Origin of the sequence: Rathayibacter sp. KR2-224 (assembly GCF_049446075.1) — a bacterium.
In the GTDB taxonomy this organism is placed as follows: Bacteria; Actinomycetota; Actinomycetes; order Actinomycetales; family Microbacteriaceae; genus Humibacter.
On the sequence record NZ_JBMSEB010000001.1, the window covers coordinates 377491 to 393013 of the forward strand.

Here is a 15523-nt window from a genome sequence, read left to right on the forward strand (position 1 = left end):
GCACGGTCGCGAGCACCCAAGGGACCCGCCTCAGGCGTCGATGCGTTCCCGGCTCAGCTGGTCACTGCTGGAGATGATGAACTCCTTGCGCGGTGCGACGTCGTTGCCCATCAGCATTTCGAACACGTCTGCCGCTCGCTCCGCATCGTCGAGACGAACCCGGCGCAGCAGCCTGTGCGTGCGGTCCATGGTGGTCGTCGCGAGTTGGTCGGCATCCATCTCGCCGAGCCCCTTGTAACGCTGCGGCGGCTCCTGCCAGCGCTTTCCCGCCTTCTTGAGGTTGCCCAACACAGCGTGCAGCTCCTGGTCGGAGTACGTGTAGACCGTCTCGTTCGGCTTCGAGCCCGGGTTCATCACGATCACACGATGCAGCGGAGGAACGGCGGCGAAGACGCGACCGGCCTCGATCATCGGGCGCATGTAGCGAAAGAACAGCGTCAGCAGGAGGGTGCGGATGTGTGCGCCGTCGACGTCCGCGTCGCTCATGATGATGACCTTGCCGTAACGGGCAGCGTCCAGGTCGAAGGTGCGACCGGACCCCGCTCCGATGACCTGGATGATCGACGCGCACTCCTGGTTGGAGAGCATGTCGGAGATGGATGCCTTCTGCACGTTGAGGATCTTGCCTCTGATGGGCAGCAGCGCCTGGTGCTCGCTGTCGCGGGCGCGGCGGGCGGTGCCGAGCGCCGAATCCCCCTCGACGATGAACAACTCGGTTGTGGCGACGTCTGTCGAGCGGCAATCCACAAGCTTGGCGGGCAGCGAAGATGTCTCGAGCGCATTCTTGCGCCGTTGCGTCTCTTTGTGCGCCCGCGCGGAGATGCGCGACTTCATCTCCGAGACGACCTTGTCGAGCAACTGGGCCGCCTGTGTCTTGTCGTCGCGCTTCGGCGAGGAGAACCGTGCCGTGAGGCCGTCTCCGACCACCTTGGCGACGATGGCGCGCACGGCAGGCGTTCCCAGCACCTCTTTCGTCTGACCCTCGAACTGCGGCTCGGGAAGCCGGACCGTCAGGACGCAGGTCAGCCCGGCGAGGATGTCGTCCTTCTCGAGTTTCTCGTTCGCGCCCACCTTGAGACGTCGGGCGTTCTGCTCCACCTGCTGGCGGAAGAACTTCATCAGGCCCTGATCGAAGCCGGCCTGGTGACTACCGCCCTTCGGAGTCGCGATGATGTTCACGAAGCTGCGGAACACCGTGTCGTAACCGGTCCCCCAGCGCAGTGCGATGTCGACCTCGCACTCGCGCTCCACCTCGCTGGGCAGCATTGCTCCCTTATCGTTCAGAACGGGCACCGTCTCGGTGAAGACTCCGGAACCGGTCAGCCGCCAGGTGTCGGTGATGGCCGTGTCCGGCGCGAGGTACTCGGCGAATTCACTGATGCCGCCCTCGTACGTGAAGTCAGTGCGTTCTGCGGCGTCGCCACGAGCATCCGTGATGCCGATCGTGAGGCCGGGAACGAGGAAGGCGGTCTGGCGCGCGCGGCCCACGAGATCGTCCACGCTGAACTCGACGTTCTTGCCGAAGATCTGCCGATCGGCCCAATAGCGGATACGCGTGCCCGTCACGCCCTTGGCGACCTTGCCGACGACCCGCAGCTCGCTGCCCGACTCGAACGGTGCGAAGGGCGAGTCGGGGGTCGGCTCGCCGGAGTCGGCGAACACCCCTGGCTCGCCCCGGTGGAACGACATCGCCCACGTCTTGCCGCCGCGGTCGACCTCGACGTCGAGGCGCTCGGACAGCGCGTTGACGACGGATGCACCCACGCCGTGCAGCCCGCCGGAGGACGAGTACGAGCCTGAGCCGAACTTGCCGCCGGCGTGCAGCTTGGTGAAGACGACCTCCACACCCGAGAGTCCCGTCTTCGGCTCGATGTCTACCGGGATGCCGCGGGCGCGGTCGCGCACCTCGACGCTCTCGTCGGCGTGCAGAATGACCTCGATGTCGGACCCGTACCCGGCAAGCGCCTCGTCGACGGAGTTGTCGATGATCTCCCAGAGACAGTGCATGAGACCCCGGGCATCGGTCGATCCGATGTACATGCCCGGGCGCTTGCGCACGGCCTCGAGGCCCTCGAGCACCGAAAGGTGTCTGGCGGAGTAATCGTTCGTCGCCACGGGGATCTCCAGTTGTCGGGTGACGGCCAAGTGCCCGTTCGATGGACGAGCGCTGCCGCTGATGGAACGCGGTCTGGCCGTCTTCCAGACTATCGAGCCGGCGGCACGTCCCAGGCGACCGACACCCCTACCCGGACACAGGGAGTCGTGGTGCCTACGCGCACAGCGAAATGCGGCGCCATAGAGCCTGCTCACGGTGCCGACGTGCTTGTATGGATGCGAAGCGCTCGTGAGACGTTCCGGCTTATCCAGAACGTTCGGGTTTTCGAGAAAGGAGCTCAGCATGTCGAACTACGCAGGCCATGTCGCCACCACCGGTGCGGACGAGCTCCCCACAGGCCCGGCACTCACGGCAGCGGACCGCTGCGACGCGTGCGGTGCGCAGGCTTATGTGCGGGTGACCGTGAACGACAGCGAACTACTGTTCTGCGCGCACCACGCGAAGAAGCACCAGGAGAAGCTGTCCAGCATCGCCACGAGCTGGCATGACGAGACCTCTCGGCTGTTCGAGGACCAGAAGGCCTGACGACAGACCGGAAACAGGGCGCCCCACCGCTGCTGCGGTGGGGCGCCGTTTCGTAACCGGAGTCAGTGATAGACGCGAGGGATGCGCCGATCGACCTTGAGCACGATCTCCTCGCCTATCGTGTCGATGGCTTCAGCCCATTCGGTGGCCGTCGGCTCGCCGTCATCGCCCGGGCCGAAGAGCACGACCTCGTCTCCGATCGTGGCGTTCCCGGCTGCCACGGTCATCCAGTCGCGTGCGATCCGGAGCACGTCATGCCGCTCGCCACGCAGGCCGACGCTGACCTTGCCTGCTGCGATGCTCGGCACACCGTTCCACGCTCCGAGTGGAAGCACGGCCTGTCCGTCGCGCACGTCCACGACACGCGTGCGCAGCGACATCACGGGGCTTATCCCAAGATCGTTCTCATGCGGGCCCCCGGCAGGCGAGATGCCGTAGACGAAGGCACCGACCCGCACCATGTCGTATCGGAACTCGGCGCGAAGGAACGACGCGGCGCTTGCGGCGAGGTGGCGGTACTCGGGCGAGAGTCCCGCGCCCTCCGCCGATGCCAGTGCAGCATCGAAACGCAGTCTTGCCGCGTCGTCTTCTTCGTCTGACGCCTCGGAAATGTGGCTCCACACGCCGTCGACGAGGATGCGGCCCTCCGACTGAAGCTGAGCGGCTCTCAGGACGAACGGCCGCCAGTCCTCTGCTCGAACGCCGTTGCGATTGAGCCCCGTGTCGATCTTGAGATGTACGTGCATGGGGCGGGCCGTCGCAGCCGAAGCGGCCGCTTCGAGGACCGCCTGGTCGCCCACGCCGAGGTCGACGCCTGCCTCGCGAGCAGCGGCCAGGTCGTCTCTCGGGCTGAGCAGCCAGGCGAAAACCCGGGTCGCCTCGCCCGCGAGGGAGCGCATCCTCAACGCCGATTCCACGTCGAGGGCGCCGATCCAGCGCACACCTGCGGAGGCTGCTCGCGGCACGAGCACATCGGCTCCATGACCGTACGCATCGTTCTTGACGACGAACATCGTCTCAGCCGGTGCCACTCGACGCCGTACCGCGCGGAGGTTGTCGTCGAACCGCGCGAGGTCCACTCGCGCGTGCGTTAGTCGCTCTGGCGTGCTCATCGCGTATAGCTCCGTACGACTCGGGGACCGATGGAAGTGGCGAGCTCGACAGGATCGAGCCCCGTGATGCTCGCCCACTCCGCCACGCTCGGCTCTCCCTCGCCCCGGTCGCCCAAGAACACCACTTCGTCGCCCGGCCTCGCGGAGGTTTCGCCGAGTTCGATGACGACGACGTCCATGGCGACTCGTCCGATGATGCGTGCGGATCGCCCGTTCACGACGACCGTGGCATGGTTGCCGAGGCTTCTCGGAACCCCGTCCGCGTACCCGCACGTGACCAGCGCGATGGTGCCGTCGCGCGGCGCGCGGTAGATGTAGCCGTACGAGACGCCCTCCCCCGCCCGAATGCTCTTCACGGTCACCACTTGCCCGCTGAGCCTCATGACGCAGACGCCGGTCGGAGTCCCATCGCTCATGGGGATGCCGTAGAGCCCGCGTCCGACTCGCACATACGCGTCGTGTTCGCCGAAACCGGCGAGCACCCCGGCCGTGCCGTGCAGATGTCGGGGCACACCTGGAGCGTTCTCTCCCGCCACATCGAGGGCCTTGGATGCCTCGGCATGCGGCGTCGAGGGATCCGCGACACCCATCAGCGCCGCGATGGGCAGAACCTTGCCGATGCGATGGACCTCCCCTGCGTCATCCGGACGGATGCCGCGCATGGCCGAGCCGCAATCGACGACGACGTGCGCACCGGATGCCCCGAGCCGGGCAGCCGTAAGCGCCTCACCCTCCGTCGCGACGGCCGCGTACACCGCGTCCATGGGGCCGTCGCCCGAGCCGATCAGGGCATGCGGTCGCAGCACCAGGAGCGGGATGGATATGCCCGACTCCCGCAGCCGGCACGCCTCGTCGAAATCGGCGACGGCCAGCATGGCGGCTCCGGCCTCGATGCATGTGCGCGCCACGGGCACGAGACCGTGCCCGAAGCCATCGTGGTCCACGCGGGCGATGAGCCCCGCGCCGGTGGAGGCGAAGGCGCGCACATTCGCAGCCAGTGCGTCGAGCCGCACGACGAGCCTTCTCGACTCGGCCGTCATCCCACCCACCCCGCCATCTCGTCGGTCACTGGATCGTTGTGAACACCGACGAGACGTTGGCCCGCATGCGTTCGGTCGCGCGGTCGGCGAGGCGATCGAAACCGGCCAGCGAGGCATCCGGTGTGTATGAGAGACCGGCGTGCTGGGCTGCGGCGCGAGCGAGATCGTCGGCCAGCCATGGATTCAGGGGTAGCAACGGACCTTGGAGCAGAGTGCCGGTGACGGTATCGGTCTGCACTCCATCCGGGCGAGAGACGTTCCCCGTGACGTCGCGCACGATCGTGGCGAACGGGGTCGAGACATCCGACAGCTCGGTGGCCTGGTCTTCGAAAGCGATCAATTCCCGCTCGCGACGCGTGCTCTGTGCGATGACGTAGCCGACCCGACGCTTGCGTCCGCGGTGGGCTACGGCGCTGAGGAGGCCTAGCCCGTCCAACGATCCGGACGGGTCCTCGACCCGAGTGCAGAGCAGTTCGAGTCCGGCGCCGACGGCGAAGAACGGAACCCGTGCGGACCAGTCGCCCAGCCGGCTGGCGTGCACCATGGCATCCGCGTGCACCCGCCGGAGCGCGGAGAATGGGCCGTTTCCGATCACGATGAGGTCGGGTTCGCATTCCAGCTGCTGGCCTGGACGGTGGAACTCGACGGTGGTGGGAACGCCGGAGCGCTCCAGACGGGTGCGCAGCACGGCAATGTTCCCGGCGTCACCGGTGACTCCGAGCTCGTCCGGGTACAGCTGAAGGATGCGCACTCCCACGGCGTCCGTCACAGGCGGGTCTCCAAATCAGGGAATCCGAGGTGCTTGCGTGCCAGCATCATCTGCTCGTAGTTCACGAACCACAGCTTGCGGTCTCGAGAGGGTGCCGGCAGCTTGCGCATGAGCTCGATGGCCTTCTCGAGGTCTGGCTCGACAGTGGTCACGGGCACGCCGGCGTACGCCAGGCACAGCGCTACCTGCCAGGCCTTCTCCCCCGTCACCACGTCGACGTGGTCGAGTGCTTCGAAGCTGACGTCGTAGATCCACGAGATGTCGGGTGTTCCCTCATCGAGGGCGAACATCACCTGCTCCGGTGGCATCGAGAGCGAATCGAGGTTGAGTTGCAGGCTCGGCCCGTTCTTGAACATGACGAATTCGACCGACTCGTCTCCGAACGGGATCACCTCGCCCCTGCCGTAGGCGGGGCGCATGCCGGCGAAGGCGGCCACCACCCGCTCCGGCTGGAACGAGGCGCCCAGCACGAGGCGTGCGACAGCGGATGCCGCCGCCGCGTCGACCGCATAGTGCAGTCCGCGCGCAGGCAGCTCCACCGTCATGAGATCGTCCGCCACGGCGATGGTCGCCTCACGCCCGCCGAATGCTCGCACCTCCCCCAAGGCGTCGGGCCGGACGGACGCGACGTCGTCACGGAAGTCCGGCGCGTTCAGCAGGCCGTGCTTGCTCGAGGCGAGCACGGCATCCGTTGCTCCGAAGTACGACACATCCGGTACCTGGCGTGAGCCGAGTCGGCTCCCCACCTGGCTCAGAAGGGGGTCCTCGCGGTTCGTGACGATGTGTTCGCTCGCGAGCAGCGAAGCATCAAGCATCATGTCGGCGACGCGCTCGGTCTCATAGAACCTGTAGAGCTGATCGACCTGACAGTTCAGCATGAGTATCGTGCGGGGGCTCAGCAGACGTGCGAGCTCGACTGCGAACGCCTCGTCGACTTCCAACACGGCCACGTCGGCCGGGAGCTTGCCCGACAGGGACACCTCGGACAGCAAGGCCGAGGCGATGCCCTGGGGCAGGTTGGCTCCCGTCGGATTCGTGAAGACCCGCAGGCCGTGGCCGCGCAGCAGCTCAGAGAGCATGTGAGTGGTCGTCGACTTGCCGTTGGAACCCAGCACGAACACGACGCCGTGGCCCCATTGGGCCGAGACATCCTCGATGAAGCGCGGCCACACCTTGCGCACCAGGTAGCCGGGGAAGGCGGAGCCTCCGCCTCGCAAGCGCGTGGCGAACCGCGCGAGGCGGCCGAGCAGGATCGCGAAGAAGCGCCTCACGCGGCCTACTCGAGGTAGTCGCGCAACGACTGCGAGCGGGACGGGTGGCGAAGCTTGGCCATCGTCTTCGACTCGATCTGCCTGATGCGTTCGCGCGTCACTCCGAAGGTGTCGCCGATCTGGTCGAGTGTCTTCGGCATCCCGTCGCCGAGGCCGAATCGCATGCGGATCACGCCCGCCTCACGTTCGGAGAGCGAGTCCAGCAGGCTCTCCAGCTGCTTCTGCAGCATGGTGAAGCCCACGGCGTCGGCGGGAACGACGGCCTCGGTGTCCTCGATGAGGTCACCGAACTCGCTGTCACCATCCTCGCCGAGCGGGGTGTGCAGCGAGATCGGCTCGCGGCCGTACTTCTGCACCTCCACGACCTTCTCCGGCGTCATGTCGAGCTCCTTGGAGAGCTCCTCGGGTGTGGGCTCACGGCCCAGGTCCTGCAGCATCTGACGCTGAACGCGGGCCAGCTTGTTGATGACCTCGACCATGTGCACCGGGATGCGTATCGTGCGGGCCTGGTCGGCCATTGCACGGGTGATCGCCTGGCGGATCCACCACGTGGCGTACGTGGAGAACTTGAAGCCCTTCGTGTAGTCGAACTTCTCGACGGCGCGGATGAGGCCCAGGTTGCCTTCCTGGATGAGGTCGAGGAACTGCATGCCTCGTCCGGTGTAGCGCTTGGCCAGGGAGACCACCAGGCGCAGGTTCGCGCCGAGCAGGTGGCTCTTGGCCCGTTGGCCGTCCCGAGCGACCCAGGAGAGGTCGCGGCCCAGCTGCGATCGCTTCTCCTGCTCGGTCATCTGTCCGAGCTTCTCTTCCGCGAACAGACCGGCCTCGATGCGCATGGCGAGCTCGACCTCTTCGGCCGCGTTCAGCAGCGCGACCTTTCCGATCTGCTTGAGGTAGTCCTTCACCGGGTCGGCAGTCGCACCGGTGATCTGAGCGGAGTAGACAGGGATGTCGTCCTCCTCGTCGGCAGCACGCAACACGATCGCACCGGTCGGAAGCGCTTCTTCTGCCTCCTCGGCAGCGTCGGTCGTCACCTCGGGCTTGGCGTCGTCGTCGGCCGATTCCTCGGCGTCGGCGGGCGCCTCGACGGTCTCGACTTCGGCCTCGTCGACGACCTCGGTGTCATCGAGTTCGGCGGGCTCGACCTCGTCGGGCTCTTCTTCATCGAGCTCGTCCTCGTCTGCTGCCTTCGCCGGCGAGGCCTTGCTGGATGCCTTCGCGGGCGACGCCTTCTTGGCCGTGCTCTTGGACGCAGTGGACTTTGCCGCCGGCTTGGCGGATGCAGTCTTCGAAGCCGCGGACTTCGTCCCGGCCTTGGGCGCGGCGGTCTTCGACGCAGTGCGCGTCGAACTCTTCGCCGTCGTCGTAGTCGTGGGCTCCTCTACCGTGGGGGTCTCAGCGGTTTTGGTTGCCATGGAGTTCACCTTCCAGCCCTCTCGAATGGCACGCGCAGGGGTGCTTGACGAGGGGGTGCGGGTCGCTTGCGGACACTATGAGGACCCATGTCAAGTCCGGCGACGATCCACGCTGCTCGCAGTCGGCCGCTGGCCGATCGTGCTGAGGGTGTTGTGACGGAGATGAACGGGTCCAATCATCGATTATTGCACGATTAGGGCTGCCGGCCGCGCAGCGCCGCGCAGTCCATGACTCAGCGGCGACTCCGGTTCCATCGTGCTATAAGTGCAACCCACAACGGGCCCACATCTATTCCCTCGTCGTCGAGAAGGCGCCTGCGGGTGCGCCGCCGTGCGCGCACGAGGAAGATCACACCGATGCCCACGACGAGGTACTGCACGGCGAATGCTATGCGGAACCCGTCGACGGTGTACGTGGCTGCGCCCGTCAGCCGGCTCCACCAGTCCAGGAGCACGCCCATCAGGTAGATCATCACGAAGCTCGCGGCGAATCCCCCCACGTTGACGAAGCCGTTTGCGGAGCCCAAGGCATGCAGCGGGTTGGACGTGCGTGCGAAGTCGAATCCGATGAGCGACCCCGGTCCGCCTGCTCCGATGACGATGAGCAACAACACGACGAGCCAGGTCGGCGCGGGCCCGGGCCAGAGAAGCAGGATCGTCCAGACGACGGCCATGGCGGCCACGATCGCGAGCACGAGATTGCTCCTGCGGAACGGAAAGCGTGCTGTGAGTATGCCGAGTACGGGTCCGACCACCAGCGCTGCGCCCACGATGACGGTGAGCATCCAGGATGCCTCGCCCGGCGAGTACCCGAGCGCATACACCATGTACGGAAAGCCCCACATGAGGGCGAAGACCGTACCTGAGGATTGCGTCACGAAGTGGGACCAGAAGCCCAGCTGGGTGCCCGGTCGAGCGATGGTGATGCCGAGCTGCCGCAGGGATTGCCGCCAGCTGGCAGGACGAGGCCCCTCGTCGGCATCCGCCGGTCGGTTGCGCACCGTGAGCATGATCGCGACGAGCGCTACGACGGCGACCCCGGCGGCCGAGAGGAACGCGACGGTCCAACCTGCTTCGTGGAGCAGCAGCGCGAACGGCACGGCCGACAGGACCTGACCGAGTTGACCGATGTTGCCGACCCACTGCGAAAGCTGAGGAACCATGCGTCCGGTGAACCAGGAGTTCACCAGGCGGATGAGAGAGGTGAAGACCATGGCGTCGCCCGCACCGACGAGAACACGCCCAGCGATGGCGAATCCGATGACACCCGAGAATCCGACGGTGACCTGGCCGAGCGCCATGAGCGCCGTGCCGGTGAGCATCAGGGCGCGCGGGCCCACCCTGTCGATGAGCACGCCCACCGGGATCTGCATGCCGGCGTACACGATCAACTGCAGCACGGCGAGCGTCGAGAGCAGCGAGGCCGAAGAGTGGAAGCGCTCCGTCGCCGCGACACCCGCCACACCGATCGTGGTGCGCTGCATCACGGCTATGAGATATCCGAAAACGCCCGCGGCGAAGATCAGCCACGAGCGTGCGGAATTCATCCCCACAACATTACGCGCGGCCGGCCGCCGGGTTCGTCGGCGAACGGTCGAGGAAGAGGATGCAGGTCAGCGGCCGGGCGTGTCCTCGTCGCCCCTTCGGCGATAAGCGAGGAAGTTCTCCAACTCGGCCGCTATCTCGTCGGCCGACGGAAGGGCGCCGTCCAGGTGAGTCAGCGGAGACTTCACCGGGCTGTCCTGCATGTAGGCGTCGTGCCGCTGTTCGAGCGCCCCGACAAGCCGTTCAAGTTCGGGGTTGCCTGCGACCTGCTCATCGATGTTGGCGACGAACTCGCGATCGGATTCCCGCAGCTTGTCCGTCGGGAAGATCAAGCCGGTGGCGGAGCTGATGCATTCGATGGCTGCGACCGCGGCAGCCGGGTACTCGGTGTCGCCGAGGTAATGCGGAACCAGCAGCACGAACCCGATGGTGGATGCGCCCACCTCCTGCAGGCGGTACTCGATCAGGTGCATGGCAGTCGCCGGCGCCTGGGTGGTCGGCCGCCATACCGACATGGCGTCGGCGAGCCCCTCGCGGTTGCCGCTCACGGTCACGCCGATCGGGCGGGTGTGCGGCACGGGCATCGGAATGGCATGTACCCAGATGGTCGAACGAACCTTGAGCAAAGCGACGAGGTCGAGAACGGCGCTGCTGAATCGCTCCCATTGGAAATCCGGCTCATATCCGGTCAGCAGTAGGAACTGCTGGCCGAGTTCGTCGCGCATCAGATACAGGCTCAGCTGAGCCGGCCGGTAGTCGGTCAGGTGGTCCTGGTCGAACGTGATGACGGGTCGGCGTGCTCGGTAATCGAGCAGGGCATCCGCGTCGAATCGCACGATCTCCTGCGCCTCGAGCGTCTCCAGCATGTACGCATTCAGCTGGGACACAGCGCTTCCGGCATCCGCGAAACCGGTGAGCGCAGCGACGAGGTACAGCCCTTCCGGCACCGTGTCGAGCGCCGTGTGGACGTCGTAGAGCTCCCGCGGATCCTGCATCATTCCATGCTAGTCAGGGGCCCCCGGCGCGCCCCGCGGGTCGCGCAAGCCCTCAGCGAACACCTGACAACGGCCACCGTACGATTCCTTCATGCCATCCTCGAGCCGTCAGCCCGCCTCCACTCATCCTTCGGTGCCGTTCAATCTCAGCGTCGTCCCCGACCGTCCGGCGCCAGAGACCGGCGACGTGGTCGTGCTCTTCGTGCGTGGCGGCGACGGCGGTCCTGTGGCGCTCGGGCGCGACGCGGGCGACGTGCTCGCTCAGGTGAAGGCGAAGGGCGGTGCTGATCAGGTGGTTCGGCTCCCCGCCGGAGTACTCGACGACTCCCCCGTCCTCCTCGTCGGCATCGGTCCCGAGGCCAGCGCTCCTGCGCTCCGTGCCGCGGCCGGAACGGCGGCCCGCTTCTCTGGCGGCGACCAGCGTTTGATCCTCCAAGTTCCTGACGAGGGGCAGATGGCATCCGAAGCGTCCGGATGGGAATCCGACGACCTGCTTTCCGCGATCCTCGAAGGCGCCGCGATCGGCGGTTACGTCTATGAAGGCAGGCCACGCAGCGAGGACGACACCGCGCCGGCCCCCGAGATCGTCGTCGTCGGTCGCTCGCAGTCTTCGGCCGACCTCGTGCATCGTGCCACGGTCATGGCAAGTGCGGTGCGGCTGACGCGCGACCTGGTCAATACGCCGCCATCGGCACAGGGACCGGACGAGCTCGCACGTGCCGCAGTCGAGGCCGTCGCCGGCCTGCCCGTTCAAGTGCTGGTGTGGGAGGAGGCCGAGCTCGAGAAGGACGGATTCGGCGGGATACTCGGGGTCGGCAACGGCTCGGCCCGCCCCCCTCGACTCGTGCGACTCGACTACGCGCCCGAGGGCGCAGCTGCGCATGTCGCGTTCGTCGGCAAAGGCATCACCTTCGACTCCGGCGGTCTCTCGTTGAAGCCCCCGGCTGGAATGGTCGGGATGAAGTACGACATGGCGGGCGCGGCATCCGTGCTGGCCGTGGTGGTGGCATCCGCTCGACTCGGCTTGCCTGTGCACGTCACCGGCTGGATGTGCATCGCCGAGAACATGCCGTCCGGGTCGGCCATCCGGCCCAACGACGTGCTCACCATCAGGGGCGGCACGCGGGTCGAGGTGCTCAATACCGACGCCGAGGGCCGGCTGGTTCTTGCCGACGGCCTCCGCGCCGCCACAGAGGAGCATCCGGATGCCGTGATCGACATCGCCACTCTCACCGGCGCCCAGGTCGTGGCGCTCGGCACACGCTACTCGGCCGCGATGGGCGACGACGACCTGGTCGGGAGGATCACCGATGCCGCTGATCGCACGGGTGAGCTGGTCTGGCCCATGCCGCTCCCTTCGGAGTTGCGTGCCAGATTGCGCTCGGAGGTGGCGGACCTCACGAACGCCACGCCGGGCAACACGGCAGCCGGAATGCTGCTCGCCGGAGTCTTTCTGCGGGAGTTCGTGGGGCGCGCTTCCGATGAGCCAGGTGCGCCCGCGGTTCCGTGGGCCCACCTCGACATCGCCGGGTCGGCCCAGAACGACGGCGCACCGTATGGATACACCGGCAAGGGGGCGACCGGTGTGCTCGTGCGCACGCTCGTGGCCCTGGCCGAGGACTTCGGAGCTCGGTAGTAAGGTCGTATGGGCAGGAAACGCCTGCCAACATGACGGCCTCCTGCGTACGAAGACACACACTCGCTCGCAGTTGGTGACGTCCCACCGTCGGCCAACCCGAGGAGTGAATGGGTGTCTGAGCAGAACTTCGACGTCGTTGTTCTGGGAGGCGGGAGTGGGGGTTACGCTGCGGCATTGCGCGCGAGCGAACTCGGCTTCTCCGTCGCCCTGATCGAGAAGGACAAGGTCGGAGGCACCTGTCTCCACCGGGGATGCATCCCGACGAAGGCGCTGCTCCACTCGGCAGAGGTGGCCGACGCGGCGCGGGACTCGGCGAAGTTCGGGGTCACGACGACCCTCGAGGGCATCGACATCGCTGCCGTTACCGCATACCGAGAGGGTGTCGTCGCCAAGAAGTACAAGGGCCTGCAGGGTCTGGTCAAAGCCAGGGGCGTGACCACGGTCGAGGGCGAAGGGCGCCTGGTCGCGCCCAAGACCGTCCGGGTCGGCGACGTCGACTACGTCGGTAAGAACGTGGTGCTGGCGACGGGCTCGTACTCGCGCTCCCTGCCCGGTCTGGAGGTCGGCGGCCGGGTCATCACGAGCGAACAGGCACTGCAGCTCGATTTCGTGCCCAAGCGTGTCGCGGTGCTCGGCGGCGGCGTCATCGGCGTGGAGTTCGCCAGCGTCTGGAAGTCGTTCGGTGCTGAGGTGACGATCATCGAGGCGCTCCCGCACCTCGTGCCCAACGAGGACGAGTCGATCAGCAAGTCCCTCGAGCGCGCGTTCCGTCGCAGGGGCATCGACTTCCGTCTCGGCGTGCGCTTCCAGGGCGTCACGCAGAACGACGATGGAGTCGTGATCACGCTCGAGAACGGCGACACCGTGGATGCCGAGCTGCTCCTGGTGGCCGTCGGTCGCGGTCCGCTGACTGCCGGGCTCGGTTACGAGGAAGCCGGGATCACCATCGACCGGGGCTTCGTGATCACCGACGAACGTCTTCGCACCGGGGTCGATGGCGTGTACGCCGTTGGCGACATCGTGCCAGGTGTTCAACTGGCGCACCGCGGATTCCAGCAGGGCATCTTCGTCGCAGAGGAGATCGCCGGTCTCAACCCGATCGTGGTCGACGACGTGAACATTCCGAAGGTCACGTACTGCGATCCAGAGGTCGCCTCCATAGGGCTGAGCCAGGCGAAGGCAGAGGCGCAGTACGGCGAAGAGAACGTGAGCGCCTACGACTACAGCCTTGCCGGGAACGGCAAGAGCGAGATCATCGGCACCACGGGATCTGTGAAGGTCGTGCGGGTGAACGACGGCCCGATCGTCGGTGTGCACATGATCGGTGCGCGAGTAGGCGAACTCATCGGCGAGGCGCAGCTCGCGGTGAATTGGGAGGCCTACCCGGAGGACATCGCACCGTTCATCCATGCCCACCCCACGCAGAACGAGTCGCTGGGCGAGGCCTTCCTGTACCTGGCGGGCAAGCCGCTTCACACCCTCTGACGCACGGCACCGCCGTAGTCACTGCAATAAGCTTTCGTAACGAATCGCATTCTTGAAGGAGACATGGTCATGAGCGAATCCGTCAGCCTCCCGGCACTCGGCGAGAGTGTCACGGAAGGCACGGTAACCCGCTGGCTGAAGCAGGTGGGAGACCGCGTCGAGGTAGACGAGCCTCTGCTCGAGGTGTCGACCGACAAGGTCGACACGGAGATCCCGTCGCCGGTTGCCGGCGTCGTGGAGCAGATCCTCGTGCAGGAGGACGAGACGGTCGAGGTGGGCACACCGCTCGTGACGATCGGCGACGGCTCAAGCGCTGGCGCCGCCGCCCCTGCGCCGGCCGCCGAGCAGCAGGCTGCACCCACGGAGGCTCCCGCGGAGCAGCAGCCCGCGCCTGCGCAGCCGGCAGAGCAGCAGTCGACACCCGCCCCGGCGCCGGCACCCGTGCAGCAGCAGGATGTCTCGCAGCAGGCTGAGGTTCCTTCGACAGCCGCTGAGACCCCGGAGCAGGCACCCGCCCCGGCAGCGCCCGTGGACCAGCCACCTGCCGCCTCCGAGCAGCCTCAGCAGGCTCAGGCTCCAGCCGCTCCGCAGGCGCCCGCGCCGAGTGCACCCGCGCCGGCAGCAGCGCCCGCGGCCCCTGCGCCCACGACGTCCGAGCCCGCGGCCCCTGCTGCAGGCGGCCAGCAGGCATCCGGTTCGCACGCCGGATCCGGTTACGTCACCCCGATCGTGCGCAAGTTGGCCAACGAACAGGGCGTCGATCTTTCGACCCTGACGGGCACCGGCGTCGGCGGACGCATCCGCAAGGAGGACGTGCTGAACGCGGGTGCCACCGCGAGTGCACCCGCCGCTCCCGCAGCGGCGAGCACGAAGCTGGAGACGTCGCCTCTGCGCGGCACAGTTCAGCCGATGTCGCGTCTGCGCAAGGTGGTGGCTGATCGCGCCGTCGTCTCGATGCAGAACTCCGCACAGCTCACGACCGTCGTCGAGGTGGACGTCACCAAGATCGCCTCGTTCCGCAACCAGGTGAAGGGCGACTTCGAGAAGGCGACAGGCACGAAGCTCTCGTTCCTGCCGTTCTTCACGCTTGCAGCCGCCGAGGCCTTGAAGGCCTACCCCGTCATCAATGCCACGGTCGACGGCGACAACATCGTGTATCCCGACCACGAGCACATCTCGATCGCGGTCGACACCGAGCGGGGCCTCCTCACCCCGGTGGTGCGGGATGCCAGCAGCCTCAATCTCGCCCAGCTCTCGCAGCAGATCGCAGACCTGGCGCAGCGCACGCGGGACAACAAGCTGAAGCCGGACGAGCTCGCAGGCGGAACCTTCACGGTGACCAACACCGGGTCTCGTGGTGCTCTCTTCGACACGCCGCTCGTGTTCCTGCCGCAGGTGGCGATTCTCGGCACCGGCATCGTGACGAAGAAGCCTGTCGTCGTGCAGGCCGACGGCACGGACTCTATCGCCATCCGCTCCACGGTCTACCTCGCACTGTCGTACGACCACCGCATCGTCGACGGTGCGGATGCCGCCCGCTTCCTCGTAGCGGTCAAGAACCGTCTCGAGGAGGGCGCCTTCGCCGGCGATCTGGGCATCTGACCCGAGGGG

At 66.8% G+C, this 15523-nt stretch carries 12 protein-coding genes; 4 read left to right on the top strand and 8 right to left on the bottom strand.

What is annotated here, in order from left to right; translation table 11 throughout:
* Positions 1–30: 30 nt before the first annotated feature.
* Complete coding sequence (locus ACO2Q7_RS01785; protein ID WP_423353924.1) at positions 31–2115, bottom strand: DNA gyrase/topoisomerase IV subunit B; 2085 nt, start codon at positions 2113–2115, stop codon at positions 31–33.
* Positions 2116–2398: 283 nt separating this feature from the next.
* Here ACO2Q7_RS01785 and ACO2Q7_RS01790 point away from each other — a divergent pair, with 283 nt between their 5' ends.
* On the top strand, positions 2399–2641 hold the full coding sequence (locus ACO2Q7_RS01790) for a DUF7455 domain-containing protein (RefSeq protein ID WP_423353925.1): 243 nt from the start codon (positions 2399–2401) through the stop codon (positions 2639–2641).
* Between the two features lie 62 nt (positions 2642–2703).
* Here the strand turns inward: ACO2Q7_RS01790 and ACO2Q7_RS01795 are convergent, their stop codons facing one another.
* From ACO2Q7_RS01795 to ACO2Q7_RS01825, 7 genes are all read right to left on the bottom strand, one after another.
* On the bottom strand, positions 2704–3753 hold the full coding sequence (locus ACO2Q7_RS01795) for an alanine racemase (protein ID WP_423353926.1): 1050 nt from the start codon (positions 3751–3753) through the stop codon (positions 2704–2706).
* A complete protein-coding gene (alr, locus tag ACO2Q7_RS01800; protein ID WP_423353927.1) occupies positions 3750–4793 on the bottom strand; it encodes an alanine racemase in 1044 nt (347 codons plus the stop codon). Before alr ends, ACO2Q7_RS01795 begins: the two co-directional genes overlap by 4 nt.
* Before the next feature lie 25 nt (positions 4794–4818).
* The gene (locus ACO2Q7_RS01805; RefSeq protein WP_423353928.1) at positions 4819–5562 is read right to left on the bottom strand and encodes a cobyric acid synthase; all 744 of its coding nucleotides are present in this window, start codon (positions 5560–5562) and stop codon (positions 4819–4821) included.
* The gene (locus tag ACO2Q7_RS01810) at positions 5559–6833 is read right to left on the bottom strand and encodes a MurT ligase domain-containing protein (protein ID WP_423353929.1); all 1275 of its coding nucleotides are present in this window, start codon (positions 6831–6833) and stop codon (positions 5559–5561) included. Before ACO2Q7_RS01810 ends, ACO2Q7_RS01805 begins: the two co-directional genes overlap by 4 nt.
* A gap of 5 nt (positions 6834–6838) precedes the next feature.
* A complete protein-coding gene (locus ACO2Q7_RS01815) occupies positions 6839–8248 on the bottom strand; it encodes an RNA polymerase sigma factor (RefSeq protein WP_423353930.1) in 1410 nt (469 codons plus the stop codon).
* A 233-nt stretch (positions 8249–8481) separates the two neighbouring features.
* A complete protein-coding gene (locus tag ACO2Q7_RS01820; protein WP_423353931.1) occupies positions 8482–9795 on the bottom strand; it encodes an MFS transporter in 1314 nt (437 codons plus the stop codon).
* A 66-nt stretch (positions 9796–9861) separates the two neighbouring features.
* Positions 9862–10788, bottom strand: a complete 927-nt coding sequence (locus ACO2Q7_RS01825) for a proteasome assembly chaperone family protein (protein WP_423353932.1) — start codon at positions 10786–10788, stop codon at positions 9862–9864.
* 91 nt (positions 10789–10879) lie between these two features.
* Between ACO2Q7_RS01825 and ACO2Q7_RS01830 the strand changes: the two genes are divergently transcribed.
* From ACO2Q7_RS01830 to sucB, 3 genes are all read left to right on the top strand, one after another.
* Positions 10880–12424: a leucyl aminopeptidase gene (locus ACO2Q7_RS01830; protein WP_423353933.1), complete on the top strand. Its 1545-nt coding sequence runs from the start codon at positions 10880–10882 to the stop codon at positions 12422–12424.
* A 114-nt stretch (positions 12425–12538) separates the two neighbouring features.
* The gene (lpdA, locus tag ACO2Q7_RS01835; RefSeq protein ID WP_423353934.1) at positions 12539–13912 is read left to right on the top strand and encodes a dihydrolipoyl dehydrogenase; all 1374 of its coding nucleotides are present in this window, start codon (positions 12539–12541) and stop codon (positions 13910–13912) included.
* Positions 13913–13981: 69 nt separating this feature from the next.
* Positions 13982–15514: a 2-oxoglutarate dehydrogenase, E2 component, dihydrolipoamide succinyltransferase gene (gene sucB / locus ACO2Q7_RS01840; RefSeq protein WP_423353935.1), complete on the top strand. Its 1533-nt coding sequence runs from the start codon at positions 13982–13984 to the stop codon at positions 15512–15514.
* The last annotated feature ends 9 nt before the right edge of the window (positions 15515–15523 follow it).